The following is a 25,847-nucleotide window of genomic DNA, read 5'->3' on the forward strand; positions in this document are numbered from 1 at the left end:
CCCGCCCTTTTTTGAGGGTGCCCGTGGGGCCCTAGTGCGGCAGACCCAGTGCCTGCTGCACTTCCCGCACGCTTGTTGCGAAGGTGAAGGCTTGGTACACGCGGTAAAAGTTTTGCGGGTCGGCCAAGTGGTTGTAGCCGAAGATGGCCAGTTCTTTTTGTGATTTGTCGAACGACAACGTGTGCACCAAGGAGGCTAGTTCGCTGGCCCGCAGGCTGCTGCGCTCCAAGGCCTGGTGGGCAATGCCCAGCCGCTGCTCGTCGAACGGGTACCGGCTCATGGCCTGGGCTAAATCGGCGGCATCGCGGGGGCTCATAGGAGCCAGGTAGTTGCCGCCTGGGGCCGGCGCGCCGTAGCCCGGGGCGGGGTAGCCGGGTGCGTTATTCGGGCCCGGATAGCTAGGCGCGTTGCCCGGGTAGGTGGGTGCGCTGCCCGGCGCGGGGTAATTGGGCGCAGGGTAGCCGCCCGGCCCAGCGGGCGGGTAGTTACCGCCGTAGTTACCCGGGTCGCCGTTGCCGCCGTAGGGGCCCTGGTTGGGGTCCTGGTCGGGGCTGTAGTCGTCGGGGCCGGGGGCCCAGGCGGGGTAGTCGTGGGGCAGCACGGGGCCCCGGCTTACTTGCCGCAGCTGCGCGGGCCGGCCGGGGCGTAGCACCAGCACAAAACTGGTTTCGAGGCCTGGCTCCAGCCACAAGCTCACCCGCTCGCGTTGCAGGCCCCCCGCCGCGGGCACGCTGAACTCGGCCCAGTGCTGGCCTGGGGCCAGGTAGTCGAGGTGCAGCGCGCGCACCACCGGGGCGGCCAGCAGCTGCCCATCCAGCACGAGGCCAAACGGCACCCCGCGCTCCGAGGTGATATTGACGGCCGTGGGCGGCGGGCCCACGGGCTGGGCTTGGCCGGCCGTGGCCAGCCCAAACGCGAGCCAGCCCGCGGCCGCAAGGGTAAAAAGCGTTTTCATGGCAGTGCGAAAGGCAGGGCAGCGCGGGAGTGCGGCCGCCCGCCCCACCCAAATCCAAACGCCGTGCCAGGGCAAACCCCGCCCCGCCCACTGGGGCCCCCACCACCAAAAAGACCCAGCCGGCCGGGCTGGGTCTTCTTATAAGAGGTGCTCGTAATGAGCGGCTTACTTGTCAATGCGCGTCACTTTGAATTCGGTGCGGCGGTTGCGCTGGTACTCGGCTTCCGAGGTGGGCTTGGCGATGATCGGGCGGGTTTCGCCGTAGCCGCGGGCCGTGATGCGGGTGCGGGCAATGCCCTTGCTCACGATGTATTCCACCGCCGATTCAGCCCGGCGCTGCGAGAGCTTGAGGTTGTAGGCGTCTTTGCCGCGCTGGTCGGTGTGCGAGCTCAGCTCAATGTTGATTTTGGGGTTGTCGGCCAGCGTTTGCACCAGCGTATCGAGGCGGATGGCGGCGTCGGGCCGGATGTTGGATTTGTCGTAATCGTAGAAAATGTCCTTCACCTCGATGGCCCGGTTCACGATGATCTTATTCAGCGTGAGGGTCACCGGCAGGCGGATATCGGTCTGGGGCTGGGTGAGTTGGCTCTGGGCGGGCTTGCGGCCCACGGTGCTCACGGCGGCGCGGGCCGTGAAGTAGCCGGCCCGGTCGCTGATGAACGCGTAGCTGGTCACCGAGTCGAGTGGGGCCGTAAACTTGCCGTCGGGGCCCGTCAGCACGTCGGTTTTGCGGCCCTTGCTGTCGGTGATGGTCACCGTTTCGCCGGAGATTGGCGCGGTGGTGTTCAGCTTGGCATCGCGCCCCAGCACGGTGCCGTCCACGAAGAAATTGACCGTTTTAAGGTTCTTTTTCTGGTACGCATACAGGTCGTCGGAGCCCTTGCCGCCGGCGCGGTTCGAACTGAACACGCCCGCTTCCGCACTCATCGGCAGCGGCGCGAAGTCATCGGCGGGGCCGTTCACGTCGGGGCCCAAATTGACCGGCTTGCCGGCCTGCACCATAAAAATATCGAGCTTGCCGTAGCCCGGCCGCCCGTCCGATGAGAAGTAAAGCGTGCCGTCGGGAGCTACGCCGGGGAAGTTGTCGTTGCCGGCCGTATTGATGGCGTCGCCCAGGTTCTCAGCCGCCGAAAAACGCCCGTTGGGCCCCAGCGTGGCCCGGAACAAGTCGTTGCCGCCCAGCCCGCTGCGGCGGCCCGAGGCGAAGTATAGCGTCACGCCGTCGGGCGCAAATACCGGCGAAAAGTCATCGGCCGTCCGGTCGTTGATGTTGGCTAGGACGGGCTCCGTCCACGCGCCAGCCCGGAAGTACGAAATCCACAAATCGACGCTCAGGTAGCCCTTTTTGCTGCCATCGTTCGAGCGGGCAAACACCACCGTTTTGCCGTCGGGCGTGTAGGTGGCGCTGGCTTCCAGGCGGCCGGGGGTATTGAAGGGCCCCGGCAGCGGGGCCACTGCGCCGCCGGTCATGGCCGCGGCATCGGCAAACTTGACGGTGTACAAATCGGTGAAATTCTCGCCGTTGCCAAGGAATTTCTTACCCGTGCGCCCCGAGGCAAACACGAATTCCTTGGTGTCGGGCTTGACGGTAGCCCCAAACTCCGAGGCGGCCGTGTTCAGCGAATCGAGCGGACGCACGGCGTAGCCGCTGGCCTGGCCCACCAACTCCTTGCTGGCCAGGGCGTTTTTGGCGTCGGTTTCGGCGCGGGCGGCCAGGGTCCGGTTGGTGCCGCTGGTGGCGTAAGCACTGAACTGCGCGGCGGCTTCGTCAAACTTGCCGTTGGCCCGCAGCGCCTCGGCGTAGCGGAAGCCAGCATCGGCGGCGCGCACTTTACCGTCGAGGGCCGCCTTGTAAAACGGCTCGGCTTGCTCGACGCGGTTGGACAAGCGGTACGACTCAGCGATGCGGTAGTTGGCCACCGGGGCCGTTTTGCCCTTGGCTACCTGTGCTTTGTAGAGGCCAATTGCGGCTTCGTACTCGCCGCGGGCAAAACGTTTGTCGGCGTTGCCGCTCGCCGCGCAGCCACTCAGCAGCGCTGCCGAGCCGGCCGCCGCGCATACGAACAAGGTATTTCTCATGGGCAAGGGAAGGGAGGCAGCCCCGGGGGCCCAAGTGGGCACCGTTTTGGGTTAGCAATAATACTACGTTTCGGCAGGGTTTCAGGCCCGTGCGGGGGGCCCGGCGGGCGCGGCGGCCGGCGCAAAATAGCGCGCCAGCCAGGTGCGGCCGGCCGGCGCGGGCCACCGGGCGTCCAGTTCGGCCTTGGTGGCCACGGTGTTGTCGAAGTAGGGCGTGTTGGGGCCCAGGGTGCCGGCGGCCACGGCGGGCTTTAGGGCACTGCGCTCCAGCAGCGCCAGCCCCGCGGGGCCCCTAAAGGCTAAGTGCGCCTTGTCGAGCAGGCTAATACTGAGCGCACTTTCCAGCGCCTGCACGAAGCGCACCGAGGCGTCGATGGAACAACCGCTGGCGCCGGCTACTGCCTCATCGAGCCCAATAATTAAAAACTGCCGGTGCCGAAACTCGACCGCCGCGCTCAGGGCCGCGCCGTGGCTGGTCCAGGCGGTGGCAAACTGGGCCAGCTGGGGCCCCACGGCGGCCAGCTCGGCCTCGGTCAGGGGCCGGTTGGCTTGGTAAATCCAGACCCGTGCGGTGGGGGGCAAGGCGTCGAAGGTCACGTTCATAAATCGCAGATTTTGCAGATTTTCAAGAAGATTTCGCAGATTTTTGGCCTGCTTTAGCGCAACAGCTTTTTTCTCCCAAACAGTGCCGCCCGGCGAAGGAGAAAACAAAAATTGCCCAGAAAATCTGCGAAATCCGTCAAATCGGCAAAATCTGCGATTTTAGGCGTTAATGCCCTCGGCCGAAGCCACCAGCTCGGCCAGGTCGAACACTTGCACCTTGCTTTCCTGCTCCTTGTTTTTCACGCCGTCGCTCATCATCGTCATGCAGAACGGGCACGATACGGCGATGATGCTGCCTTGTAGGTCGTGGGGCCCCGGGGCGGCGGTTTCGGTTTCCACGCCGCCCAGGTTGGCCAGGGCTTCGGCCTTGCCGCTGAGCGTGGCCAGGGCCTCTTCGGTGCGCTCGATGTTGATTTCCTTCTTGCCGGGCTCGGCTTCCTTCCACATTTGGGCCCCGCCGGCGCCGCAGCACAAGCCGTTGGCGCGGCTGCGCTTCATCTCCACCAAGTCGGCGTCGAGGGCGGCCAGCACGTCGCGCGGGGCCTCGTAGATGTTGTTGGCGCGGCCTAGGTAGCATGAGTCGTGGAAGGTGATGCGGCGGCCCTTGAAGCTCTCGCCCCCGGTCACGCCCACCTTGCCCTCGTTGATGAGCTGCTGCAAGTACGTGCTGTGGTGAATCACCTCGTACTCACCGCCCAGCGCCGGGTACTCGTTCTTGATGGTGTTGAAGCAATGCGGGCAGGCCGTCACGATTTTCTTGATGCCGTAGCCGTTCAGGGTTGTGATGTTCTGCATGGCCTGCATTTGAAACAGGAATTCGTTGCCAGCGCGCTTGGCGGGGTCACCGGTGCACGATTCTTCCAGGCCCAGCACCGCGTACTTGGTGCCCACATGGTCGAGAATGCGCACAAAGGCGCGTGTCACGCGCTTGTAGCGGTCATCGAAAGCACCGGCGCAGCCCACCCAAAACAGGATTTCGGGCGACTCGTTGCGGGCCGCCAAGTCGGCCATTACGGGAACGGTAATCTGGCGCGGGGCCGGGGCAGTTTCGGGCAGCATACAGGCAGAAAAGGCAGACGGGCCAGTGGGGCCCGGGGTGGGAGGGTATCAGCGGGCGAACAAGCGGCGCACGTCGGCGTCGGGGGCCCCCCCGGGCAGGGTGCGGGCGGCACGGGCCTGGCGGCGGGCCATTTCAAACGCTTCGGCAGGCCCTTCGAGGTACTGGCGGAACGTGGCCACCGGCGAGCCGGGGCGCGTGGTGGTGGTGGTAAATCCCGCAGACGAATCGGTCGAAGCGGCGGATTGCGAGGAATCGGTGGTCTTTTGCATGGCGCGAAACGGAAAAAGGGTGGGATTTTTAGAAATACCAGGCGAGTCGCGCGTGCGCAGCTACACCGGGGCGGTTTCTGGGGTGGGGCCTTTTACGTATAAATCGTCGGCCCAGTTGAATCGGTCGGAGGGCGAAAAAGCCCAGGGGGCCCCGTTGTTCTCAATGTTGGAGAACATCACATTGAGCGAGTTTGGTGCCGCCGATTCTTCAAGCACCAAAAAGCGGCGCATCTCGATGATGCTTTCGAGCGGGTTGATGTTCACGGGGCAGCTTTCCACGCAGGCGTTGCAGGTGGTGCAGGCCCACAGCTCCTCGGGCGTCACCTTGCCGCGCAGCAGCGTGGCGTTGGCCAGGTCCGTGATGGGCGCGTGCCCGGCTTCCTCGCCGTACACGTTGGGCCGGAAGATGAGGGGCGAGTTGTACTTCTCCTCCATCCGGTCGCGGGTGTCCATGATGATCTTGCGGGGCGAGAGCAGCTTGCCCGTCAGGTTGGCCGGGCATACCGAGGTGCAGCGGCCGCACTCGGTGCAGGAGTAGGCGCTCAGCAAGTTGGTCCAGGGCAGGTCGTCCACGTCTTTGGCCCCGAAGGGCGCGGGGGCCAGCGCCACCCCGTCGGGGCCCACCGGCGCGGCGGGCACCTCGTAGGCGGGGTCCATCATGGCTTTCACCTCGTGGGTGATGCTCTCCACGTTCGAAAACTGCCCCTGCGGCACTAGGCGTGAATACCACACGTTGGGGAAAGCCAAGATGATGTGGAAGTGCTTGGAGCTAGGCAAATAGTTGAGAAACAACAGGATGCCTGTAATGTGCGCCCACCACCCAATGCGCTCCAGCACGTGCAGCGTGCCCTGGCTGGTGGGCAGCAGCCCCACCAGCAGGTTGCTGATCGGGAAGGTGCCGGGCAGGTCTTCTCCGCGCATCTGGTGCAGCTTGAGGTCGGCCGTGTTCATGAAAAACAGGGCCACCATCAGCACCACTTCGATGTAAAGAATGATGTTGGCGTCGAGCTTGGGCCACATCCGCAGTTCGGGGCCCGTGAAGCGCTTGAGCGGCGGGTGGCTGTTGCGGCGCCACCAAAACGCGGCCACCGCCACAATCACCAGCGCGGCCAGCACCTCGTTGGTGGCCATCAGCCCGTCGTAGAGGGGCCCCAGGAACTGCAGCGAGCGGTGAAACCCGAACAGGTTGCCAAACAGCCCGTCGATGACAATTTCAATTACCTCGATGTTGATGACCAGAAAGCCCACGTACACCACCAGGTGCAGCAGCGCCGGGGTGAGGCGCTTGAACATCTTTTGCTGCCCGAAGGCCACGAGCAGGGTTTTGCGCAGGCGCTCGGCCGGGTGGCCGCCGGCGGCCCGGGCGCGCCCGACGAGCACGTTGGCCCGGATTTTCCGGACCTGCCAGGCAAATAGGCCGAACGCGGCCACCAATAGCAGCGCAAAGAGAAGGGATTGCAACATAGCAGTAAATATAACCCACCGGGGCCGTTTGGGCCCGCAATTTAGTAGGCATGCCGAACAAAGTATGATTAGTAGGGCCCCCGGTGTATTTTTTTTACTGAAATTCTTGCTCCCTTGTTTTGCCTGCTTACCTTTGCGGTCCCGAAACCAAAGAAAGTTTGGCCCCGGGACCCGGCAACATAGCTCAGTTGGTAGAGCACAGCACTGAAAATGCTGGTGTCGTTGGTTCGATTCCAACTGTTGCCACGGAAAAAGCCTCTAGCATTGCGCTAGAGGCTTTTTTTATGCCCGCTAGGGGCCCAAAACCAACTACCCAGGAATGGGCGGGCAGAAAAAAAATACCGTGCCGCAATCCGGCGGGCGCGGCCGTGGCGTAGGTGGGGTATCAATATCAAACCCCCATTTTAGCTACTTACTCTGATGAAAAAGACGATTTTCTCCCTGGCTACTGTTGTGCTTTTGAGCGCTGGTGTTTCGACCGCTACGCAGGCCCAATCCATGAAGACCCCCGGCACCGTGATGGTGGGCGGCGCGGCCATGTACCCCACGAAAAACATTGTTGAGAACGCCGTTAACTCGAAAGACCACACCACGCTGGTGGCCGCCGTGAAAGCTGCGGGTCTGGTAGAGACGCTGCAAAGCGCCGGTCCTTTCACCGTATTCGCTCCTACCAACGAAGCTTTCAACAAGCTGCCCGCCGGTACGGTAGAAACCCTGGTGAAGCCCGAGAATAAGGAAACCCTCACCAAAATCCTGACCTACCACGTGGTAGCTGGCCGCATGACTGCGGCTGACCTCAAGAAAGCCATCAAAGCCGGCAAAGGCAAGGCGGCCCTCAAAACTGTGAGCGGTGGCACCCTGACGGCCATGATGAAAGGCAAGAACATCGAACTGAAGGACGAGAAAGGCGGCATTTCGACCGTGACCATCGCTGACGTGATGCAGAGCAACGGCGTAATCCACGTAGTTGACAGCGTGCTGATGCCCTAAGTAACGAGCCGCTTGGCTTAAAATTAAAACCCCGCCGGCCCAATGCCGGCGGGGTTTTTTGTTTTGCGCTGGGGCCCCTAATCGTTCTGCTAAGCTGGGCTTGGCCTCGCCTACGCTGCCCTGGAGGCCCTGGGTAAGGCTAGGCCAGGCCCGGCTTCGGCATAATTAGGGCCCCCACCGCTAGGGGCAGTACTGCTCGTAAGCGGGGCCCGCGAAGGCGTAGCCCAGCTCCAACGACCGCCGGAAAAATTCGCACGCCGCTGTGGTATCGCCCAGGTGCTGGGCCAAGCGGCCGAGCAGGAAGTGTGTCTGGCCGTCGCGGGGGTGGGCCAGCAGGGCGGCTTCGTAAGCGGCGCGGGCCTCGGGGTAGCGGCTCAGCGTGGCCAGGGCTAGGCCGCGGAGCTGGGCGGCCCGCCAGGGCCCCGGCTGCCCGGCAGCCTGCGCCTGGGCCAGGCTGCGGTCGAAGTCGGCGAGGGCGGCGGCGGGGCGGCCCAGGTCGAGGAGGCGGCCCTGGCCCCGGGCCAGCCAGGCGGCGCCGAGGGCCGGGGCGCGGACCAGGGCCGCGGAGTACTCCGCATCGGCCCGGGCGGGGTGGCCCAGGGCGGTTTCGCAGCGGCCGAGGTAGTAGCAGAGCTGGGCCACCACGGCGGGCGGGTTTTCCTGCTGCCGCGCGGCCAGTAGGTCGGCGCAGGCCGCGGCGGGGTTGTTGAAAGCCAGCAGCTGGAGCTCGCCGCGGCGGCGCAGGGCCCCCGCGGCAGTGGGCCGAAAATCAAGCGCCTGGCTGAACTCGGAGTAGGCCGCTGTGAACTTGCCGCGCCCGTAGTCGGCCAGGCCTTCGCGGTAGCGGGCATTGGACGTCACGCGGTCCATCGTGGCCTTCACCGACAGGCTGAATAGGGCCGTGGCGGCCAGAAAGGCTAGCGTTAGCAGCCAGTCGCGCCGCACGAAGCGCACGCGCTGGCGCGGAATAGTCTGGTAGTGGCGCTCGCGGCTGCCGGCGGGCGGGCGCGTGCGCAGCGGGGCGGGCGGCGGCATGGGCACGCCGTACACGTGCTGGCCGGCGGGGCGGTACTGCTGTTGGCGGCGCTCGTCGTCGGCGCGGCGGGTGGCCTGGGCCAGCTGGAAATCGTAGGTAGCGCGGCGGCCGGCGTCGCCCAGCACGCGGTAGGCCGTAGCCACGGCCTTGAACTGCTCCTCGTAGCGCACGTCGCCGCCGTGCTTATCGGGGTGGTAGCGCACCACCAGCTGCCGGTAGGCACGCTTCACGTCGGCGGCCGACGCGGTGGGGGCAACGCCCAGCACTTGGTAATGGGTTTGGCTCACGGGAAAACTAGAAGCAGAACGGGGCCCGGGGCCCCACAGCCCACGCAACAGCAAAAGAACCGGCGGAGTTGCGGCCCCGCCCGGTGCAAAAGTCAGCCCTGGCCGGCAGTTTTGCGTAGAAGTGCCTTGTGCCGCCCGCAAGTACCGGGCATTCACTATACGCTGTTTTTTCTCTCCACCTTATGGCCCACGACGACCATTCCTCCGCCCCGCGTCCCGAAACCCTCATCAGTAACCTCACCGGCTACATCGACACGCGCATCGACTTGGTGCGCCTGGAGTTGCAGCAGCGCGCCAACGGCTTGTTCATCAGCGTGGTGCACGGCGTGTTTTTGGCTTTTTTCGGGCTGATGTTCTTCCTGTTTCTCAACCTCTACGCCGCCCTGGCTTTGAACGACGTGTTCGACAGCCCGTCGTTGGGTTTCGCGGCTGTGGCCGGGTTCTACTTATTGCTGCTGGTGCTGGTGCTGGTGGGCGTCGATAAAAAAGCGTTTCAGGGCTTGGCCGATAAAGCGCTGAAGGACACCATCTACAAATCGGACAAGCACTAATACCCGCCGCCTCTTCCCCATTCTTTCGCCATGAGTGACCTGCACAACCCGCTTTTCGACAGCGAAAAAGAGTTTCTGGAGCAAAAAAAGCTTGAGTACGAGCGCGCCCTGCGCGGCGACGTCGAGCAGATCAAAGAAAAAACCGTGCAAGTGGGCAAAGTGGCCCTGGCCGGTGCTGGCCTGGCCGGTAGCGTGTGGCTGATTACTAAGCTTTTCAGCAGCAAGCCCAAGCCCCGCCGCTACGCCAACGAGAGCGGCCCGGTGACCCCGCCCAAGGGTAAAAAAGACAAGAAGGGCCCCCGCGACCCCAACGCACCCAAGTCGGCGGCTGCTTCGGCGGCCGTGTTCCAGGAGGTGCTGGGCTTCGATGCGGCCCCGGCGGCCCCCGCCGCCAGCCACGAGCCCGATCCTTTTGAGCCCCAGCCGGCCGCGGCGGCCCCCAAGCCCGCCCCCCGGCCCGAGCCTGCTAAAGCAGCCCCCGCCAAGCCGAAGGAAGAATCGTGGTTTAAGTCGCAAGCAGCCGGCACGCTGGGCTCGCTGGCGAAAGCCGCGTGGCAGTCGGACGTGGCCCGGGGCCTTATTACGCAGGCTGCAGCGGCGGGTGTGGCGGCGCTGGTAGGCCACAAAGCTGTGAAATCGGCGGTGGAAGACGTGCAAGCGCCCAAAAATCCCGACCTTGCGGCCCGCGCCGACGCGGCTGCCGCTGGTGCGGGGGCCGCGGGGCCGTTTTCCTCCGCCCAGCCCAGCACCCCGGATGCGCCCCGCCAGCACCCTGCTTGATTCGTTTATTGCCCACCGGCAGCACGGCCGCAAAGCGCTGGCGGTGCTGCTCGACCCCGACGATTTTACCGAAGCTGGCCTGCGCGACCTGCTGGCGCGTGTAGCCGAGCATCCCGTTGATTACTTTTTTGTGGGGGGCAGCCTGGTGCTAAGCGCGCACCAGGCTGCCCTTTTGGCGTTGCTTAAGGCCCACAGTACCGTGCCGGTGCTGCTCTTCCCCAGCCACAGCCTGCACCTGGAGGGGCCCGCCGATGGTCTGCTGCTGCTCTCACTTATCTCGGGGCGCAACCCCGAGTTCCTCATCGGGCAGCACGTGGTGGCGGCCCCGCGCCTGCACGCCAGCGGCCTAGAGCTGCTGCCCACCGGCTACCTGCTCGTGGACAGTGGCCGGCCCACCACGGCCTCTTACATGAGCGGCACCGCCCCGCTGCCGCACGATAAGCCCGGCATTGCCGCCACCACGGCCTTAGCCGGCGAGCAGTTGGGACTGCGCCTCACCTACCTCGATGCCGGCAGTGGGGCCCTGCATCCCGTATCGGCGGCCATGATTGCCGCCGTGCGCGCCACCGTAGCCACGCCCCTCATTGTGGGCGGGGGCCTTAACACCGCCGAGAAGCTCACGGCCGCCCTAGCCGCCGGGGCTGACGTAGTGGTGGTGGGCAATCGCATAGCCGAGGAGCCGGCGTTTCTGGCTGCCGCGGTGGCCGCCGTGCGCAGCAGCGTAGCCGGTTAGCTACCGAAGGGTGTCGGAATCCATTGGCTAAGAGCGAGCCGAGGAAAAAATAGGGCCCCTGGGGCACTGGCCACGGAAATCTGTAAAACGGAGTGGACACTTCGTTTGGCACAGGCTACGTACGGGTTCGGTCGCGGAAACGATGTACCACTCTTTGCAGCACGCGCAAAGCACCTCGGGGTTACGGCTAGGGGCCCAAAACCAGGGGCCCCGTGGAACTAGCGTCCACGGGGCCCCTATTGCTTCGTATTTGTGCTGTAACTGATTGCCAGGCGCTATTAGATGTTCATGGCCGACTCGCGGCGGCGCATCTTACCGGCCGGAATGCCGAACATCATCTTGAAGCGGCGGCAGAAATAAGCCGTGTCTTTGTAGCCCACGTCCTTGCCGATTTCGCGGATGCTCTTCTTGGTAGTGCGCAACAAGAACACCGCGCGCTCCATGCGCTGGTACTCGATGTAATCCTGCGGGTTGATGTTGGTCAGCATTTTGAAGTACTGGCCCACGTAGTCCTCGCTCACGTTGGCCACGCCGCTGAGCACCTTATTCGACAAGTCGCCGCCGAGGTGCTCCTTGATGTAGTTGAACAAGTCAATCAGGCGCGGGTCCTTGAAGTAGGTGCTGTTGGTGGCCAGTTGCTCCACAAACATGTTGTTTTGCAGCACGTAGCGCACCACTTCCACCACTAGGTTCTCAGTGTAGATGCTGATGAGCCGCTCGCGGCCGGGCAGGTCCTGAATGCTTTCCTCGACCACCTGCTTGATGAGGTTGGCCATTTTCTCGTTCTTGCTGATGAGGAACGCTGGCACGTCGAGCGAGGCGAAGAAGTTCACCGAGTCGAACACCTTGGCGTCGAAGCTCACGAAGCTGTGGCTCTGCTCCGCGTCGCCGATCAGGTCGATGTGGTCGTTGGAAGAGAAGAACTTGTCTTTATTGGTAATTAGGTCGTCGTTGGTAATCACGCGGCCGCCCGGCTCGTTGCCGTAACCCACGCGGGTGGCGCGGCCACCGGGCACAAATAGCATTTCACCTTCCTCTACTACGTGCGAGTCTTCGCCGAAAGAGATGCGGCCTTTGTGCAACAGGATAAGGGTGTTGCCGACATCATAAGAATTGCGCACGGTAAAGGGCTGCTGGAGCACCAAATTCTTGGACTTGATGTAGCGGACGCCTAACGATTCAATGACTTTATTGTAATCTTCCATTTTAAAATATCCTTGTGGGGCGGTTAGTTAGTGTAGTTCTAATGCAAATTCTAGTAAATGATACAATCCGAGTACAATACAACAGATAAACAGCGAGAAAAACTAAAAACCCAGCCTTTTTTTAGCTGGGTTTTGTGCAAATAATCTGAAAATGTGGCAATTCGCCCTATTTGAGGATTTCCCGCGAGATTACAATTTTCTGAATCTCAGAAGTTCCCTCATAAATCTGGGTGATTTTGGCGTCGCGCATCAGGCGTTCGACGTGGTATTCCTTCACAAAGCCGTAACCGCCGTGAATTTGCACCGCTTCCACCGCTGCGTCCATTGCTGTTTTCGAGGCGAAGAGTTTTGCCATGGCCCCGGATTTAGCATAATCGGCGTGATTGTCCTTGTCGGCAGCGGCTTGCAAGCACAGCAGTCGGGCAGCGTCGACGTTGGTGGCCATGTCGGCGAGCTTAAATTGGATTGCTTGGTGCTGGGCAATTGGCACGCCGAAAGCTTTGCGCTCCTTCGCATACTTCAGGCTTAGCTCCAGGGCCCCCGAGGCAATGCCCAGCGCCTGCGCCGCAATGCCGATGCGCCCCCCGGCCAGCACCTGCATGGCAAACTTGAAGCCGAAGCCGTCGTCACCAATGCGGTTCTCCTTGGGCACTACCACGTCGGTAAACATCAGCGAACACGTATCGGAGCCCCGGATGCCGAGCTTGTTTTCCTTGGGGCCCTGGATGAAGCCGGGCATGTCCTTGTCCACAATCAACACGTTGATGCCGCGTGACTTGAGCTCGGGGTGGGTTTGGGCAATGACGAGGTACACCGAGGCCGTGGTGCCGTTGGTGATCCAGTTCTTGGTGCCGTTGAGCAGGTAGTGGTCGCCTTTGTCTTCGGCGGTGGTGCGCTGGCTGGTGGCGTCGGAGCCAGCCTCGGGCTCGCTCAGGGCGAAGGCCCCGATGATTTCGCCCGAGCACAGGCGCGGCAGGTACTTCTGCTTCTGCTCTTCGGTGCCGTACTTCTCCAAGCCCCAGCACACCAGCGAGTTGTTCACGCTCATGATCACCGAGCACGAGGCGTCCACTTTGCTGATTTCCTCCATCGCCAGCACGTAGCTAACGGTGTCGAGGCCCGAGCCGCCGTAGGTGGGGCTCACCATCATGCCCATGAAGCCGAGCTCGCCCATTTTCTTAACTTGCGCGGCCGGAAATTTCTGGTGCTCGTCGCGCTCAATCACGCCGGCCCACAGCTCGGACTGGGCAAAGTCGCGGGCTGCGTCGCGCACGGCCAGCTGCTCTTCACTTAGTTGGTAAATAGAGGAAATGACGTCGGGTAGCATAGCGTGGGCGGCCAAGGGCCAGAAATGGAAATGGATGGATGGGAAAGCTCAAAATTACGCGGTACGCCGCCTTTCAGTGGTACTAAGATACAAAATCCGAATAATATAGTAGGCACGCCGAATAGTTTTGGAAATCGATTGCATAATTTGCCGCTACATTTAAGGTCTGAAATCATTATCTACCCCCTGTTTCCTTTTTTATGATGCTAAAAACTTTACTTCTGGCCGGTGGGGCCCTAATGGGCTGCGCGGCTACGGCCGCGGCCAGCGGCTTCCAGGTGAACCTGGGCGGGCAGCAAAATATCGGCATGGGCGGCGTGGGCGTGGGCCTTTCGCTCGACCAGGCGGCCATGTTCTACAACCCCGGGGCCCTGGCTATGGTGCGTGCCAACGGCGTGCAGGTGGGTGCCAACTTTGCCCTGGCCCGCGGAGCCTACACGAGCGCCAGCGGCGGGCCCCAGCGCGACTTGCAGCACCTGCTGGTGACGCCCTTCAACCTCTACGCCGCGTTTGGCAAGGAGGGCAAGTACAAGTTTGGCGTGGGCGTGTATACACCCTACGGCAGCCAGCTGCGCTACGCTGACAACTGGGAGGGCCGCTACAGCCTGACGGAAATCAATTTGCAGTCGGTGTACGTGCAGCCCACGTTCTCCTACGCGTTTTCGCCGCAGTTCAGCGTGGGCGTGGGCGTGACGATGCTGGCCTATGGCTCGGTGAACTTGCAGAAGGACATTCCGCTGCCCACGGGCCCCGCCCACATCACCCTCGACGGCACCACCAAGTTCCAGGTGGGCGTCAACGCCGGCCTGTACTTCAAGCCCTCGGACAAGCTGAGCCTGGGCATCAGCTACCGCTCGAAGATTGACGCCCAGGTGAAGGGCGGCAACGTGAATTATGCCGGCCTGCCCACCGGGGCTTCGGCCGCCACCATCAACCGAAGCTTCACAGCCACCAACTTCGACGCCACGCTGCCGCTGCCGGCCACGGCCTCGGTCGGCGTTGGCATCATGCCCACCGAGAAGCTCACCATCGGCTTCGACGCCTCGCTGGTGTTCTGGAGCGCCTACCGCACCCTCGACTTCAACTTCTCGGGCAACAACGGCAACGCCGGCACCCCCACCGACGCTAGCAATGGCCTGGTGGGCGGCAGCAGCACCAGCACTTCCAAGCGCTTCTACCAGGATGCGCTGGCCTTCCGCGTGGGTGGCCAGTACAAGGCCACCGACCAGCTGATTCTGCGCCTGGGCTCGGCCTACGACTTCGCCGCGGTGAAGGACGGCTACGTGACCCCCGAAACCCCCGACGCCGACCGCTACATCGCCACCGCCGGCCTCACCTACCAGCCCAACCCGCACCTGGGCATCGACGCCTCGTTTCAGTTCGAGCGCTTCGCCAAGCGCAGCCAGTCGCAGGCCGAGCTGCTGAACAACGGCACCACCGACCGCGTGGCCGGCACCTACCGCACCGACATCTTCATTCCCGGCATCGGGGTGCGCTACTCGTTCTAAACCGCCTCATCCTCTTCGCTACAAGCATAAGTATTTATGAACCGGATATTTAACTATTCCGCGTCGGTCTTGGGCCTGCTGGGCCTGGCGCTGGGCGGCTGCCAGCCCAACATCGACGCGCCGGCCGCGTCGGCGGGCACGGCCACGTTCACCACGTACCTGGCCGTGGGCAACTCGCTCACATCAGGCTACTCCGATGGGGGCCTCTACCGCGAAGGCCAGCTCAACTCGTACCCCAACATCCTCTCGCAGCAATTTGCCGCGGTGGGCGGCGGCGCGTTCACGCAGCCCCTCTTCACCGAGGCTCAGGCCAACGGCACGGGCTACCTGCGCCTGACGGGCTTCGCCAACGGGGCCCCCGTGACGGCGGCCGTGACTAGCAACTTGGCCGTGCGGGGCCTGAGTGCCGCCAATGGACAAGTACTCTACACCAAGTTCACCGACCCGGTGAACAACCTGGGCGTGCCCGGCATCCGCTTGGCCGACATCCAAACGGTGGGCTACGGCAGCGTGGCGGGCAACGCGTATTTTGAGCGCATCACGCCCGACGCGTCGGCCAGCCAAACGTACTTCCAGCGGATGCAAGCCACGGTGGCGGCACTTAAGCCCACGTTCTTCACCGAGTGGCTGGGCAACAACGACGTGCTGGGCTATGCCACGGGCGGCGGCGGCTCGCCATCGCCCACGGCCACCATTACGCGCACCGACACGTTCACGCTTAAGCTCAACCGCGTGCTAAACGTGCTGACCTCGGGCGGGGCCAAGGGCGTGGTAGCCACCATTCCCGACGTGACGGGTATCCCGTTCTTCACCACCGTGGGGCCCTCGGCGCGGGCTGCCTTGGCTGCGGCCAGCATTCCTACCGCCGCGCCTTTTGTGTACACCACCGGCCTGCTGGCCCCCGGCCAGGCCAACACCCGGGTGACGGGCACGCTGGCCGACATCCGCGTGAGCGGCACCGGCACGCTGCTGCTTACCCTCACGGCGGCCCCCTACGTCAGCCTTTACGGCCGGCCCACCGGCAAGTACTGGCGCGACTACTACCAGCAGCTGCGCCCGTCGCTGCCGGCTACAGTGCCCACCTTTGGCGTGTTTCTAGCCGCCATGCAGATCGATACTACTAAGGCCTTCGGCATGAGCACCGGCAACCCCTTCCCCAGCGTCCTGGTGCTCGACGGCACGGAGCAAACCGCCGTGGCCAACGCTACCACCGCCTTCAACAACGCCATCGTTGCGGCCACCACTGCCCGGAGCCTGGCCTTGTTTGATGCCAACACCTATTTTCGCGGCGTGGCCATCAACGGCCAGGCTTCCAACGCTGTAAGTAACTCGGCGTCCTACGTGTCGGGCAACCTGTTTGGCCTCGACGGCGTGCACCCCACGCCGCGCGGCTACGCCCTCATCGCCAACGAAATCCTGCGGAGCATCAACGCCACCTACGGCAGCAGCTTCAACGGCGTGAACGCCAACGACTACCGCGGCGTCTCCTTCCCGCAGTAAGCCAGGGCCCCCGGGGCCCTAAAAGCAAAAGCCTCCTTTCCCGCAGCTGGGGAAGGAGGCTTTTTTGTGGGGCAAACGTGCTGTCTGGGGCCCTATGCGGGCACGCCGGCCGCGAGGTGCGCGGCGATGAGCTGGGCGTGGTGGCGGCCGTTTTCGATGAACCAGCGGCTGGTGGCGCGGCCGCCGCACACGGTGCCGGCCACAAACACGCCGGGGTTAGTGGTTTCGTGGGTGGCGGGGTCGAAGAGCGGGGCGCGGGCCTCGTCGGCGGGGTCGGGCTCGATGCCGAGGCGGCCGAGCAGGGCCTCGTCGGGGTGGTAGCCGGTGAGGGCGTACACGTAGTCGGTGGGTACCTCGCGGGGACCCTCGGGGGTGAGGATTTCCACGGCATCGGGCCGAATGGCGGCGATGGTGGTGTTGAAATAAGCCGTGATTTTGCCCTCCTTGATGCGGTTCACCAGGTCGGGCCGGATCCAGTACTTCACGGCGTCGCTCACCTCGGGGCCCCGCACGAGCAGCGTGACCTGGGCCCCGGCGCGGGTGAGCTGCAAGGCCGCTTTGGCCGACGAATTTTTGGCCCCAATGACCACCACGCGCCGGGCCACGTGCTGGTAGGGCTCGCGGTAGTAGTGGCTCACGTGGGGCAGGTCTTCGCCGGGCACGCCCAGCGGGTTGGGCAAGTCGTAGAAGCCGGTGGCCACCACCACGTTGCGGGCGGGTATCTCGCCTTTGTCGGTCGTTACCAGGAAGTTGCCTTGCTCGCCGCTCATGCTCAGCACCCGCTCGTGCAGGCGCAGGGCCAGGTTTTCGGACCGGGCCACGCGCTGGTAATAGTCCAGGGCATCTTCGCGCAGGGGCTTGTAGTGGTAGGTGGGGAAGGGGTAGCCGCCGATTTCGAGCAGCTCGGGCGTGGAGAAAAACTCCATGTTGTAGGGGTAGCCCACAATGGAATTCACCAGGGCCCCCTTGTCCACCACGGCCACTTGCAGGCCGCGGCGCTGGGCTTCGAGGGCGCAGGCCAGGCCCACGGGGCCGGCCCCAATTACAAGAACATCGAGCATAAGGAAGGAGCTAAGCTAATTGCGTAAAGTAGGGCGACCTTTGCGGGGCGCGTCCCCGCGTTGTTGTACCAAATGGATTGGGCAGCGGCGCCAACCAGCCAATCCGCGTTATTGCTATGCGTACCTGCGACTTGTGCGGCAGCTCCGATTTCAAAAAGCTGCCGTTTTACTACGAATTTGAGGGCCAAAGGCTGCAAGGCACCCGCTGCCGCCGCTGTGAGCTGATGTTCCTCAACCCCCAGCCCACGCCGGCCCAGTTGGAGCGGCTCTACGGCAAAGAGTACTTCACCGACCGGCCCAACTACGACCGGACGCAGCAGGAAGTCAAGTTCATCGAGGACGGGCAGAAGAACGAAGCGTTAAACCAGCTGCGGCCCGACAAGTTCACCGACTACGTGCTGGCCCACTACCCAGGCCGGCAGTTCCGGTACCTAGAGGTAGGCTGCGGCCCGGGCTACACCCTTAAGAGCCTGCAAGCCCTGGGCTGGACCACCCACGGCCTCGAAATATCCGAGCACGCGGCCGATTTTGCCCGCCGCGAGCTGCACCTGCCCGTAGTGACCGGCAACATCGAAACCACCGAGGACTTCCACGCCGACCAGTTCGACCTGGCCTACATGGGCGACGTGCTGGAACACTTGCGCTCGCCCTCGGCCACGCTGGCCAAGTTCCACCGCATTTTGGGCCCTGGCGGGCTGCTGGTGCTGGCCCTGCCGTCGGTGCTGAATCTGCCGTCGGTGCGCCTGGGCTTTGCTGCCTACGGGGCCCTGGGCAAGGAGCGCAAGATGGACATTCCGCCCTACCACTTATTCGAGTTCACGCCCAACACCATCCGCAAAATGCTGGAGAAGAACGGGTTTGAGATCGTCGATTTGCTGAATCCCGTGAAGCCGCCCAAGCACATCCGCCTCGGCGGCAGCTTGGTGGAAAAGGTGAGCAAGCTGGCCGGCCAGTACCCCACCTACTACCTCAACAAGCTCACCGGCCGCTTCGGCGACCGGATGTTTGTGGTGGCCAAAAACCTAAAATAGGGCCCCGGGGCAACGCGCCCAGGGCCCTATTTGAGAAGCTCGCATCAGCTGCTTGTACCTGTACCGCCAAGCTGTGCTTGGCCTTGCCTATGCTGCCCGAGGGGCCCCAGGGCAAGGCCAAGCACAGCTTGGCGGTACAGGCGCACGGCCCCGGGGCCCCAAACCAGCCAGCTATTTCTGCTCCAGAAACAGGTAGCGGGCACGGGTTTGATCGGTTTCGGCGCGGGTGTTCACGTCGATGCGTAGCAGCTGGCCGCCGGCGCCGGCCTTGGTGGCGGGCCAGTTGGGCAGGCCGGAGCCGTTGGGGTTGCCATTCTTGATGAAGTTGGCGAAATAGGCTTGCAGCTCCTCCGATACTTTGTAATCGTCGGGCGTCCAGGCAAATACCTTGTTAGAGGGCAGGTTGCCCAGGGCGTACTCAATCTCGGCCGAGTGCACGGCACCCTTGGCCGGCGGGGCGGGCGCGGCGGCCGGCCCGGCGTTCTTGGTAATGCCACCGGCTAGGTTAGCCGTGGCGTTGCCCATTTCGGGCGTCATGGCCGGGCGGGGGCGGGCGTAGAGGTAGCGGTACACGGGCTTGCCGCCGGTTTGGGCCTGCAAATCGGCCCACTTCCAGGTGCTGTAGCCGATGAACCGGTCGCTGGCCAGGTCGGTAGCTGATTGCTCGGCGGTGGCGGCGGGGTAGAGCTTTAGGGCACCGGCGGCGCGCTCGCCGTACAGCTTTTGCACGGCGGCCTGGTAGTTTTCGGCGGTGGGTGCGTTGGGCCCCATCACCATCTGGTACGCCATTTCCTGCGAGTTCCAGCCCACCAGCAGCGGTACGTGCGCCTGCTGGCCGGCGGTGAAGATTTCGGTGGGCGACTTTGGGAGGAAGTAGCCGTCTACGTTGGGCGAAAAGCGGGGCGCGTCGGGCTTGCCGGTGGCGGCCAGCACCTGCTCGGCGGGCAGGGCGCGCAGCGCCGCCAGCGTGGGGGCCCCCACCGCGGCCCCGAAGGCCACGCCAGTTTTCTCGGCCTGTGCCAGTGCGGGCAGCGGCTGCAAGCCCAGCAGCGAGCCGCTTTCGCCGATGGCACCAGCTATCAGGTTTTTGGACAAGGGCGACGCCATTTGGGCGCTAACTGAGAACGAGCCGGCCGACTCGCCGGCGATGGTCACGTGCTGCGGGTCGCCGCCAAAGGCTGCGATGTTGGCCTTCACCCAGGCCAGGGCGGCCTGTTGGTCGAGCAGGCCGTAGTTGCCCGAAGCGTGGTGGGGCGATTCCTGGGTCAGCTCGGGGTGGGCCATGAAGCCGAACACGCCGAGCCGGTAGTTCACCGTCACGGCCACGATGCCGCGCTTAGCCATCGCCTCGCCATCGTAGCGCGGCTCCGAGCCGTCGCCGGCCACAAAGCCCCCGCCGTAGAAATACACCAGCACCGGCCGCCGCTCCTGGCCCGACTTGGCGCCCGTCCACACGTTCAGGTACAGGCAGTCCTCGCTCACGCCGTTCGAGCGGAAGTTCATGTCGCCGAACAGCGGCAGCTGCATGGCCCGGGGCCCAAACTGCGTGGCCGGGCGCGCGGTAGTCCAGGGCTGCACGGGCTGCGGAGCCTGCCAGCGCAGGGGCCCCACCGGCGGCGCCGCGTAGGGCACGCCCTTAAACTCGCGGATGCCACTGGCGGCCAGGCCACCGATCAGCGGGCCGCTGGCCACCTTCACCTGGTTGTTTTGCAGCCCCGTGGGTGCGTTTTTGACGGGCTGGGCTGTGGCCGCCCCGGTGCCCGCCAGTAGGGCAATGGCAAGAAATATTTTCATGTAGCAAGCTACGAAAAGCTTAGCGTTCGCCCACAAAAAAGCCCCGCGGCCGGTTGGGTCGCGGGGCTTTTTGAGCATTAACCGATTGCCTTACAGCAGCTCGGTGCTGCGCTTCACGAAGGCCGTGAGGGCCTCGCCCTTCAGCATGCCTTGGGCCAGCAAGGCCAGGTCGAAGGCTTGGCGGGCCAGCTTCTCGCCAGATTCGCCGCCGGCCAGCACGCGCTGGGCCAGGGGATGGTTGGCGTTCACGGTCACGTCGAAGCTCTCGGGGAAGGCCCCGAACATCTGCATGCCGCCCCCGCCGCCGGTGCGCTGCATATCCTTCATGCGGCGCATGAACTCGTTCTGGGTGATGGTTACCGGCGCGTCCTGTGGGCTCAAGGCGGCCACTTTCACGTGCATGGCGTCGTTGGCGATGGCCGTTTTGAAGGCCTCCGACACCTTGGTTTGGTCGTCCTCGCTGAGCACGCTCTCGGTGGTTTCGTCCTTCTCAATGAGCTTGCCCACCGTGTCAGCGTCCACGCGCTTGAAGGTGGTTTTTTCCAGCTTCTGCTCCAGTTGGCCGATGAAGTGCGGGTCGAGGATGTGGTCGAAGTTCAGCACGTCGTAGCCGCGCTCCTGGGCGGCGGCCACGAAGCCGTGCTGGGCCTCGGCGTCGTTGGTGTACAGCACCACGATGTTGCCGTCCTTGTCCTGCTGGTTGGCCTGGATGTGCTCAGTATACTCGCTGATGGTGAACAGCTTGCCCGCTACGTTCTTCAGCAGTACGAAGTCCTTGGCGCGGTCGTAAAACTTCTCGTCCGACAGCATCCCGTACTTCACGAACAGGCCGATGTCGCTCCACTTTTCCTCGTAGCCGGCGCGGTCTTTCTTAAAGAGGTCGCCGAGCTTGTCGGCCACCTTGCGGGTGATGTAGGTGTTGATTTTGCGCACCGCTGCGTCGGCCTGCAGGAAGCTGCGCGACACGTTCAGCGGAATGTCGGGCGAGTCAATCACGCCGTGCAGCAGCATCAGAAACTCGGGCACCACGTCCTTCACCTCGTCGGTGATAAAGACTTGGCGCGAATACAGCTGGATCTTGTTGCGCGAGAACTGCAGCTCGTCCTTCACCTTCGGGAAGTACAGGATGCCGGTCAGGTTGAACGGGTAGTCCACGTTCAGGTGAATCCAGAACAGCGGCGCGTCCATCGACATCGGATACAGCTCCTGGTAGAACTTCAGGTAGTCCTCGTCGGTCAGCTCGCTGGGCTGTTTGGTCCAGATGGGCGTGGTGTCGTTGATGAGCTGGCCTTCCAACTCGATCGGCACCGGCAAAAATTTGCAGTATTTGGTGAGGATGGTGCGCAGTCGCTCCACCTCCAGGAACTCGTCCGAGTCGTCGGCCACGTGCAGCACCACGTCGGTGCCGCGCTCGGCCTTGGCGTGCTCGCCGGTGGGCTCGTCGATGGTGTATGACGTGCTGCCGTCGCAGGTCCAGTGGGCCGTCAGGGCCCCTTCTTTGTACGACTGTGACCAGATTTCGACCTCTTTGGCCACCATAAAGGCGGAGTAGAAGCCCAGGCCGAACTGCCCAATAATCTGGTCCTTAGCCGTGGCGTCGGTTTCCTTGTACTTCTCCACAAACTCGGTGGCTCCGGAGAAGGCAATCTGGTTGATGTACTTCTTAATCTCCTCGGCGCTCATGCCCAGGCCACGGTCCGACACCGTGATTTTGCGGGTGTCCTTGTCCACGGTCACGCGCACTTTTAGCTCGCCCAGCTCACCTTTGAACTCGCCCTGGCGGGCCAGGCTCTGGAGCTTCTGGGTGGCATCGACGGCGTTACTTACCAGCTCACGCAGGAAGATTTCGTGGTCGGAATACAAGAACTTCTTGATGATCGGGAAGATGTTCTCGGTGTGGATCGAGATGGAGCCGGTTTCCTGCATGGCAGAAGGGATTGGGTGAGGGCGAAGTGGAAATTTTGGCCGGGCGCGCCGAAGCGAGCCGCCACCAAGGCCGCTTCAAAGTGCGTTCCAAGCCGAAAAATGCTGTCAGGATGACAGCGTAGGGCCCTCAGTAGCGGTCGTAGTAAGCGCGGGGCTCTTGCACGCCGCCTGGCGGCAGGGGCGTAGGCCCGAAGGCGGCGTCCCATTCCGTCAGTAGCTCGGGCACCAAGGGCGAGTAGTCGGTGAGCCAGCGCAGGCCGGCCACGGGCTGCGAGAAAAACTGCACGTCGAACTTGATGAACGGGCGCGCCACCAGTAGCAGGCCTTCCACGGCTTGCTGATTGTAGATGCGCCGGGGCGAGAGCACGATAACCACCTGCTGCAACGAGAGTTGCAACGAGTTTGGAATCCACTGGGTGGCCAGCCAAGCCTGGTCGTAGGCCGAAATGTCGGGCAGGGCATCTAGCTCCAGCAGGCACCGGCGTACACCCAGTTTTTTGGCCAAGCCCTGGGCCCGGGTGAGGGCCCCCCGGAACTGGCTCATGTCGCGGCCCGCGGCCCAACTGGTGCGCAGTAAACCCAGAGGTTCGCTGTGCTGCATCAGCAGCTCGCCAATTTCGTTAATAATCATATAATATAGCGCCTAACGGCGCGGGGCCTGGCCAGGTTAATGCAATAGTACGCAACAGCCGGTATAAAATTGTGCGCTGCTTATGGGCCCCAACTACTGAAAAACAGTTCTTTTGGATTCAACGTCCAGGACCAACGGGGTGAAAAACCCGGCCAACAACCCGCATTTCCCGGCGGCCGGCTCAGCCAACGGCTTGGCAAAACTGGCAAGTGCCTGAAAGTAAGTAGTCGCGCCGCTCGGCCTGGAAGCCGCCGGGCAGCGTCACGGCCGGAATGGCCACCTGGCTCAGGCAGTACGTGTGGGCGCAGGTGCCGCACTTGAAGTGCACGTGGTTATCAAAGTGAGCCTCCGCGCTGCACTCGATGGAACACGCTGCGTAGCGCAGCACGTCCGAATCGTCGATGACGCGGTGTATAAGGCCGCTTTGCTCGAAGCTTTTGAGGGTGCGGTACAGGGTGATGCGGTCGGTGCCGGGCCCCGTTTCCTGCTCAATCTCGGCCCCGGTGAGGGCGTAGCCCTTGCCCGCCAGGGCGGCCAGCACGGCGCGGCGCACGGGCGTTTGGCGCAGCCCGTGGCGGGTGATGGTTTGGGCAAGGCGGTCGGGGGCGGCGGGAGCGGGCATGGGGCGAAGTACGGAAAAGGAGAAGCGTGCGCTGCCCCACCCCACCAAAACCACCGCCGGCCGCGAAGGGTTTCCGGGGGGTGCGGCCGTGGGGGCCCTATCCGGCCAGCCACTCGGCCTGCAGGCGGCGCACGGCCGCGTCGGAGCCGGTGAGCCAGTGCAGGGCCGCGGCGGCATCGTCGAAAAACTGAAATTGGAAGCTGCGCAGGTGGCTGGGGCCCAGCATGTTTTCCATCTTGGCCCAGTTGTGCAAGTCGTACTCGTTGTCGAACACCATGGCGGCCTGCAGCAGGCATGCCTGCCGGAGGATGCCCGGCACCCAGTGCTGCATCAGCCAAATCTCTTCGGTGACGGAGGTGGGCGGCATCCCCGTGAAATCGACCAGCACCCGCGTGGCCTGGTATTCGGCCAGTAGGGCCAGCCCCCGCATAAACGCCGGCCGGGTGTGGTCTTCCGAGGGCACCGCCCACTGGAAGCGCAGCAGGCGCAGTTCCGCGTCGGCCTGCGCCACAAGCGAATCGACAACGGGAAGAAGCATGGGTGGGGTGTGAGGGGCTGGGCGGGCGGTAAAAATACGGCCGCAAACTCCTCACTACGCAATTGCATTGGGCCCCCAGCGTGCTAATAGCCGGGGCCCCACGGCTGCCGTTACGCTGCCCAGCGCCGCATTTGGGTGATGAACAGCCGGCTTAGTCCCGCGCCCACGACATTGCCGGCGGCCATGGCCTGCACCAGCTGGTGCAGGGGCGAGCAGTTATCGCCCAGGGCGTACACGCCGGGCACGGTGGTTTGGTTTTGCGCATCAATTTGCAGCAAGTTGTTCTCCGTGAGGGCGCAACCCAGCTGATCGGGCAGCGCGCTGGCCTGCTGCCAGGGCAGCCGGGCGTACAAAACCGCCGCGGCCGCCAGCCGCCCATCGGCCAGGCGCAGGCCCTGGAGCTGACCCCCGGAGTGCGCTACGGCGGCCACGCGCGTCTCCTCCACAGGCACGCGCCAAGCGGCCAACTGCGCCCGCACGGGGGCCCCAAACGTGGCCGGCCCGTTGGTGAAAACCGTCAACTCGCGCGTCCAGTTAAGGAGCAGCTGGGCCACGTCGGCCACCTGGTCGCCGTTGTGCCAGAGGCCGGTGGGGCGGTCGGCCACCTCGTAGCCGTGGCAGTAGGGGCAGTGGATGATGCTTTTGCCCCAGCATTCGGCGAAGCCGGGCACGGGCGGCAGCTCGTCGCGCAGGCCCGTGGCCAGCGCCAGCACCTCGCCCCGGAAGCTGCCGTGCGCGGCTGTGCCGATGGTAAACGTGCCGTCGGGCTGCCGCTCGGCCGCCGTGGCTTCGGCGGCGAGCAGCTGCACGGTGGGGTAGGGGGCCAGCTGCTGGCGGGCCTGGGCCGCTAGGTCGGCGGGGGCGTCGCCGTCGTGCAGCAGCAGGTTGTGGGCGTGGGGCGCGAAGCGGTTGCGCGGCAGGCCCGCGTCGATGACCAGCACGCGGCAGCGGGCCCGGCCCAGGGCCAGGGCGGCGCTCAGCCCGGCGTAGCTGCCGCCCACAATGATGACTTCGTATAACACAGGAGTGATAGAAAATGGGTTGGGCGAGGTAGAAATAGGGCGTTTCAGGGCCCCGATGAGATTATAAAGATAACAGCGGTTTTATTAAATGCAACTTAGTTGCATTTAATAAAACCGCTGTTTACGGCCGCACCAACTGTGTGGCGCTAGTGCCTATCGGTAAGCAAGGGACGGGCTTAGCCGGTTGCCGTAAGGAAGAATGCTTGCTGCAACTGAGCGCAATTATGTTGCAGTGTTATACCTTTGGGGCCCCGGTGCGCTGCCGGCCTGCGGGCCGTGCGGGCCACCGTGCTGCTGCCTTACCCGCGTTGCCCGTGCTGTTGCGTCGCCAATTCTGCGCTGCTTTCCTGCTGCTCTGCTTCGTGCGGGTGCTGCTGCCGGAGGCTTGGGTGCTGGCGCTGCACGCCCACGCGCACACCACGGCCGAGCCGGCGCGCCGCGCCCACCTCGGCCCGGCCAAGGGCAAGGCCCTGCTGAGCAGCCAGCACCAGCACTGCCACGAAGACTCACTCTACGACGCGGTCTTCCAGCCGGCGGCGCCGGTGGTGGTGCCGGGGCCCCGGCACTCGGCCGTGGTGGGGCTGCGCCGGCTGTTTGCGCCCTCGGTGTGGGCCGAGGCCGTGGCGGCGCAGCGCTGCCTGCGGGGGCCCCCAGTGGCGTAGCGCCGCTGCATTACCTGGCGCGGGCCCTGGGGCCCCACGCTGCTTCCTTTTCATTTTCTGGGGCCATCCACTACGCCCGCCGGCTTGGCCCGGGGGCGGCTGGCGCGCTGCTTTGCGCAGCGTTTACGGCTGGTGGCCACGCATTTAAACCACACAACCTGGTATGGGTAACCACGCACGACTCAATAAATACGCATTGCCGCGTTTGGCGGC

Annotated in this window: 24 protein-coding genes and 1 tRNA gene; 9 read left to right on the forward strand and 16 right to left on the reverse strand. The window is 63.9% G+C overall.

Going from position 1 to position 25,847, the window contains the following annotated elements; all coding sequences use genetic code 11:
• Positions 1–31: 31 nt before the first annotated feature.
• The 6 genes from EAH73_RS14670 to EAH73_RS14695 form a co-directional block, all read right to left on the reverse strand.
• A complete protein-coding gene (locus EAH73_RS14670) occupies positions 32–955 on the reverse strand; it encodes a DUF4476 domain-containing protein (RefSeq protein ID WP_140467840.1) in 924 nt (307 codons plus the stop codon).
• A gap of 165 nt (positions 956–1,120) precedes the next feature.
• Entirely contained in the window at positions 1,121–3,034 is a 1,914-nt protein-coding gene (locus EAH73_RS14675; RefSeq protein ID WP_140467842.1) for an OmpA family protein, read from the reverse strand.
• An 81-nt stretch (positions 3,035–3,115) separates the two neighbouring features.
• Positions 3,116–3,637: a hypothetical protein gene (locus EAH73_RS14680; RefSeq protein ID WP_140467844.1), complete on the reverse strand. Its 522-nt coding sequence runs from the start codon at positions 3,635–3,637 to the stop codon at positions 3,116–3,118.
• Between the two features lie 159 nt (positions 3,638–3,796).
• A complete protein-coding gene (locus tag EAH73_RS14685; RefSeq protein WP_140468285.1) occupies positions 3,797–4,648 on the reverse strand; it encodes a (Fe-S)-binding protein in 852 nt (283 codons plus the stop codon).
• Between the two features lie 96 nt (positions 4,649–4,744).
• Complete coding sequence (locus tag EAH73_RS14690) at positions 4,745–4,966, reverse strand: hypothetical protein (RefSeq protein WP_140467846.1); 222 nt, start codon at positions 4,964–4,966, stop codon at positions 4,745–4,747.
• A 60-nt stretch (positions 4,967–5,026) separates the two neighbouring features.
• Positions 5,027–6,430, reverse strand: a complete 1,404-nt coding sequence (locus EAH73_RS14695) for a (Fe-S)-binding protein (protein ID WP_140467848.1) — start codon at positions 6,428–6,430, stop codon at positions 5,027–5,029.
• 173 nt (positions 6,431–6,603) lie between these two features.
• On the opposite strand from EAH73_RS14695, the gene EAH73_RS14700 reads away from it, so the two are divergent.
• Both EAH73_RS14700 and EAH73_RS14705 read left to right on the forward strand, forming a co-directional pair.
• Positions 6,604–6,676: transfer RNA gene (locus EAH73_RS14700), tRNA-Phe, on the forward strand.
• Between the two features lie 174 nt (positions 6,677–6,850).
• Entirely contained in the window at positions 6,851–7,420 is a 570-nt protein-coding gene (locus EAH73_RS14705; protein ID WP_140467850.1) for a fasciclin domain-containing protein, read from the forward strand.
• 180 nt (positions 7,421–7,600) lie between these two features.
• Here EAH73_RS14705 and EAH73_RS14710 read toward each other — a convergent pair whose 3' ends face one another.
• Complete coding sequence (locus tag EAH73_RS14710; RefSeq protein WP_140467852.1) at positions 7,601–8,743, reverse strand: J domain-containing protein; 1,143 nt, start codon at positions 8,741–8,743, stop codon at positions 7,601–7,603.
• Between the two features lie 182 nt (positions 8,744–8,925).
• On the opposite strand from EAH73_RS14710, the gene EAH73_RS14715 reads away from it, so the two are divergent.
• The 3 genes from EAH73_RS14715 to EAH73_RS14725 are packed head-to-tail and all read left to right on the forward strand — an operon-like array spanning position 8,926 to position 10,807.
• Positions 8,926–9,294: a phage holin family protein gene (locus tag EAH73_RS14715; protein ID WP_140467854.1), complete on the forward strand. Its 369-nt coding sequence runs from the start codon at positions 8,926–8,928 to the stop codon at positions 9,292–9,294.
• Positions 9,295–9,324: 30 nt separating this feature from the next.
• Positions 9,325–10,074 (forward strand): hypothetical protein, encoded by a 750-nt coding sequence (locus tag EAH73_RS14720; protein ID WP_140467856.1) that lies wholly within the window; start codon positions 9,325–9,327, stop codon positions 10,072–10,074.
• On the forward strand, positions 10,049–10,807 hold the full coding sequence (locus tag EAH73_RS14725; RefSeq protein WP_140467858.1) for a geranylgeranylglyceryl/heptaprenylglyceryl phosphate synthase: 759 nt from the start codon (positions 10,049–10,051) through the stop codon (positions 10,805–10,807). The genes EAH73_RS14720 and EAH73_RS14725 overlap by 26 nt, the downstream gene beginning before the upstream one ends.
• A gap of 278 nt (positions 10,808–11,085) precedes the next feature.
• Here the strand turns inward: EAH73_RS14725 and EAH73_RS14730 are convergent, their stop codons facing one another.
• Together EAH73_RS14730 and EAH73_RS14735 are read right to left on the reverse strand one after the other, a co-directional pair.
• Complete coding sequence (locus tag EAH73_RS14730) at positions 11,086–12,012, reverse strand: AraC family transcriptional regulator (RefSeq protein ID WP_140467860.1); 927 nt, start codon at positions 12,010–12,012, stop codon at positions 11,086–11,088.
• Between the two features lie 166 nt (positions 12,013–12,178).
• A complete protein-coding gene (locus tag EAH73_RS14735; protein ID WP_140467862.1) occupies positions 12,179–13,339 on the reverse strand; it encodes an acyl-CoA dehydrogenase in 1,161 nt (386 codons plus the stop codon).
• 200 nt (positions 13,340–13,539) lie between these two features.
• On the opposite strand from EAH73_RS14735, the gene EAH73_RS14740 reads away from it, so the two are divergent.
• On the forward strand, positions 13,540–14,847 hold the full coding sequence (locus tag EAH73_RS14740; RefSeq protein ID WP_140467864.1) for an OmpP1/FadL family transporter: 1,308 nt from the start codon (positions 13,540–13,542) through the stop codon (positions 14,845–14,847).
• Positions 14,848–14,883: 36 nt separating this feature from the next.
• On the forward strand, positions 14,884–16,347 hold the full coding sequence (locus EAH73_RS14745; protein ID WP_140467866.1) for a hypothetical protein: 1,464 nt from the start codon (positions 14,884–14,886) through the stop codon (positions 16,345–16,347).
• A 92-nt stretch (positions 16,348–16,439) separates the two neighbouring features.
• Here EAH73_RS14745 and EAH73_RS14750 read toward each other — a convergent pair whose 3' ends face one another.
• On the reverse strand, positions 16,440–17,408 hold the full coding sequence (locus EAH73_RS14750; protein WP_140467868.1) for a YpdA family putative bacillithiol disulfide reductase: 969 nt from the start codon (positions 17,406–17,408) through the stop codon (positions 16,440–16,442).
• A 116-nt stretch (positions 17,409–17,524) separates the two neighbouring features.
• Here EAH73_RS14750 and EAH73_RS14755 point away from each other — a divergent pair, with 116 nt between their 5' ends.
• A complete protein-coding gene (locus EAH73_RS14755; RefSeq protein ID WP_140467870.1) occupies positions 17,525–18,439 on the forward strand; it encodes a class I SAM-dependent methyltransferase in 915 nt (304 codons plus the stop codon).
• Between the two features lie 171 nt (positions 18,440–18,610).
• On the opposite strand, the gene EAH73_RS14760 is transcribed toward EAH73_RS14755, so the two are convergent.
• From EAH73_RS14760 to EAH73_RS14785, 6 genes are all read right to left on the reverse strand, one after another.
• The gene (locus EAH73_RS14760) at positions 18,611–20,233 is read right to left on the reverse strand and encodes a carboxylesterase/lipase family protein (protein ID WP_140467872.1); all 1,623 of its coding nucleotides are present in this window, start codon (positions 20,231–20,233) and stop codon (positions 18,611–18,613) included.
• Positions 20,234–20,323: 90 nt separating this feature from the next.
• On the reverse strand, positions 20,324–22,159 hold the full coding sequence (htpG, locus tag EAH73_RS14765) for a molecular chaperone HtpG (RefSeq protein ID WP_140467874.1): 1,836 nt from the start codon (positions 22,157–22,159) through the stop codon (positions 20,324–20,326).
• A gap of 127 nt (positions 22,160–22,286) precedes the next feature.
• A complete protein-coding gene (locus tag EAH73_RS14770; protein WP_140467876.1) occupies positions 22,287–22,790 on the reverse strand; it encodes a hypothetical protein in 504 nt (167 codons plus the stop codon).
• Positions 22,791–22,971: 181 nt separating this feature from the next.
• The gene (locus tag EAH73_RS14775) at positions 22,972–23,412 is read right to left on the reverse strand and encodes a Fur family transcriptional regulator (protein WP_161599561.1); all 441 of its coding nucleotides are present in this window, start codon (positions 23,410–23,412) and stop codon (positions 22,972–22,974) included.
• Between the two features lie 97 nt (positions 23,413–23,509).
• Positions 23,510–23,950, reverse strand: a complete 441-nt coding sequence (locus EAH73_RS14780; protein WP_140467880.1) for a hypothetical protein — start codon at positions 23,948–23,950, stop codon at positions 23,510–23,512.
• 110 nt (positions 23,951–24,060) lie between these two features.
• Positions 24,061–24,972, reverse strand: a complete 912-nt coding sequence (locus EAH73_RS14785; protein WP_161599562.1) for an NAD(P)/FAD-dependent oxidoreductase — start codon at positions 24,970–24,972, stop codon at positions 24,061–24,063.
• A 320-nt stretch (positions 24,973–25,292) separates the two neighbouring features.
• Between EAH73_RS14785 and EAH73_RS14790 the strand changes: the two genes are divergently transcribed.
• Entirely contained in the window at positions 25,293–25,634 is a 342-nt protein-coding gene (locus tag EAH73_RS14790) for a hypothetical protein (protein ID WP_140467884.1), read from the forward strand.
• The last annotated feature ends 213 nt before the right edge of the window (positions 25,635–25,847 follow it).

The organism is Hymenobacter nivis, from assembly GCF_006439025.1.
GTDB classification, from domain to species: domain Bacteria; phylum Bacteroidota; class Bacteroidia; order Cytophagales; family Hymenobacteraceae; genus Hymenobacter; species Hymenobacter nivis_A.

Excerpts from the sequence above, each read along its gene's own strand:
- EAH73_RS14670 (WP_140467840.1), bottom strand. The coding sequence starts at position 955 with ATGAAAACGCTTTTTACCCTTGCGGCCGCGGGCTGGCTCGCGTTTGGG.
- EAH73_RS14675 (WP_140467842.1), bottom strand. The coding sequence starts at position 3,034 with ATGAGAAATACCTTGTTCGTATGCGCGGCGGCCGGCTCGGCAGCGCTG.
- EAH73_RS14680 (WP_140467844.1), bottom strand. The coding sequence starts at position 3,637 with ATGAACGTGACCTTCGACGCCTTGCCCCCCACCGCACGGGTCTGGATT.
- EAH73_RS14685 (WP_140468285.1), bottom strand. The coding sequence starts at position 4,648 with ATGGCCGACTTGGCGGCCCGCAACGAGTCGCCCGAAATCCTGTTTTGG.
- EAH73_RS14690 (WP_140467846.1), bottom strand. The coding sequence starts at position 4,966 with ATGCAAAAGACCACCGATTCCTCGCAATCCGCCGCTTCGACCGATTCG.
- EAH73_RS14695 (WP_140467848.1), bottom strand. The coding sequence starts at position 6,430 with ATGTTGCAATCCCTTCTCTTTGCGCTGCTATTGGTGGCCGCGTTCGGC.
- EAH73_RS14705 (WP_140467850.1), top strand. The coding sequence starts at position 6,851 with ATGAAAAAGACGATTTTCTCCCTGGCTACTGTTGTGCTTTTGAGCGCT.
- EAH73_RS14715 (WP_140467854.1), top strand. The coding sequence starts at position 8,926 with ATGGCCCACGACGACCATTCCTCCGCCCCGCGTCCCGAAACCCTCATC.
- EAH73_RS14720 (WP_140467856.1), top strand. The coding sequence starts at position 9,325 with ATGAGTGACCTGCACAACCCGCTTTTCGACAGCGAAAAAGAGTTTCTG.
- EAH73_RS14725 (WP_140467858.1), top strand. The coding sequence starts at position 10,049 with ATGCGCCCCGCCAGCACCCTGCTTGATTCGTTTATTGCCCACCGGCAG.
- EAH73_RS14730 (WP_140467860.1), bottom strand. The coding sequence starts at position 12,012 with ATGGAAGATTACAATAAAGTCATTGAATCGTTAGGCGTCCGCTACATC.
- EAH73_RS14735 (WP_140467862.1), bottom strand. The coding sequence starts at position 13,339 with ATGCTACCCGACGTCATTTCCTCTATTTACCAACTAAGTGAAGAGCAG.
- EAH73_RS14740 (WP_140467864.1), top strand. The coding sequence starts at position 13,540 with ATGATGCTAAAAACTTTACTTCTGGCCGGTGGGGCCCTAATGGGCTGC.
- EAH73_RS14745 (WP_140467866.1), top strand. The coding sequence starts at position 14,884 with ATGAACCGGATATTTAACTATTCCGCGTCGGTCTTGGGCCTGCTGGGC.
- EAH73_RS14750 (WP_140467868.1), bottom strand. The coding sequence starts at position 17,408 with ATGCTCGATGTTCTTGTAATTGGGGCCGGCCCCGTGGGCCTGGCCTGC.
- EAH73_RS14755 (WP_140467870.1), top strand. The coding sequence starts at position 17,525 with ATGCGTACCTGCGACTTGTGCGGCAGCTCCGATTTCAAAAAGCTGCCG.
- EAH73_RS14760 (WP_140467872.1), bottom strand. The coding sequence starts at position 20,233 with ATGAAAATATTTCTTGCCATTGCCCTACTGGCGGGCACCGGGGCGGCC.
- htpG (WP_140467874.1), bottom strand. The coding sequence starts at position 22,159 with ATGCAGGAAACCGGCTCCATCTCGATCCACACCGAGAACATCTTCCCG.
- EAH73_RS14770 (WP_140467876.1), bottom strand. The coding sequence starts at position 22,790 with ATGATTATTAACGAAATTGGCGAGCTGCTGATGCAGCACAGCGAACCT.
- EAH73_RS14775 (WP_161599561.1), bottom strand. The coding sequence starts at position 23,412 with ATGCCCGCTCCCGCCGCCCCCGACCGCCTTGCCCAAACCATCACCCGC.
- EAH73_RS14780 (WP_140467880.1), bottom strand. The coding sequence starts at position 23,950 with ATGCTTCTTCCCGTTGTCGATTCGCTTGTGGCGCAGGCCGACGCGGAA.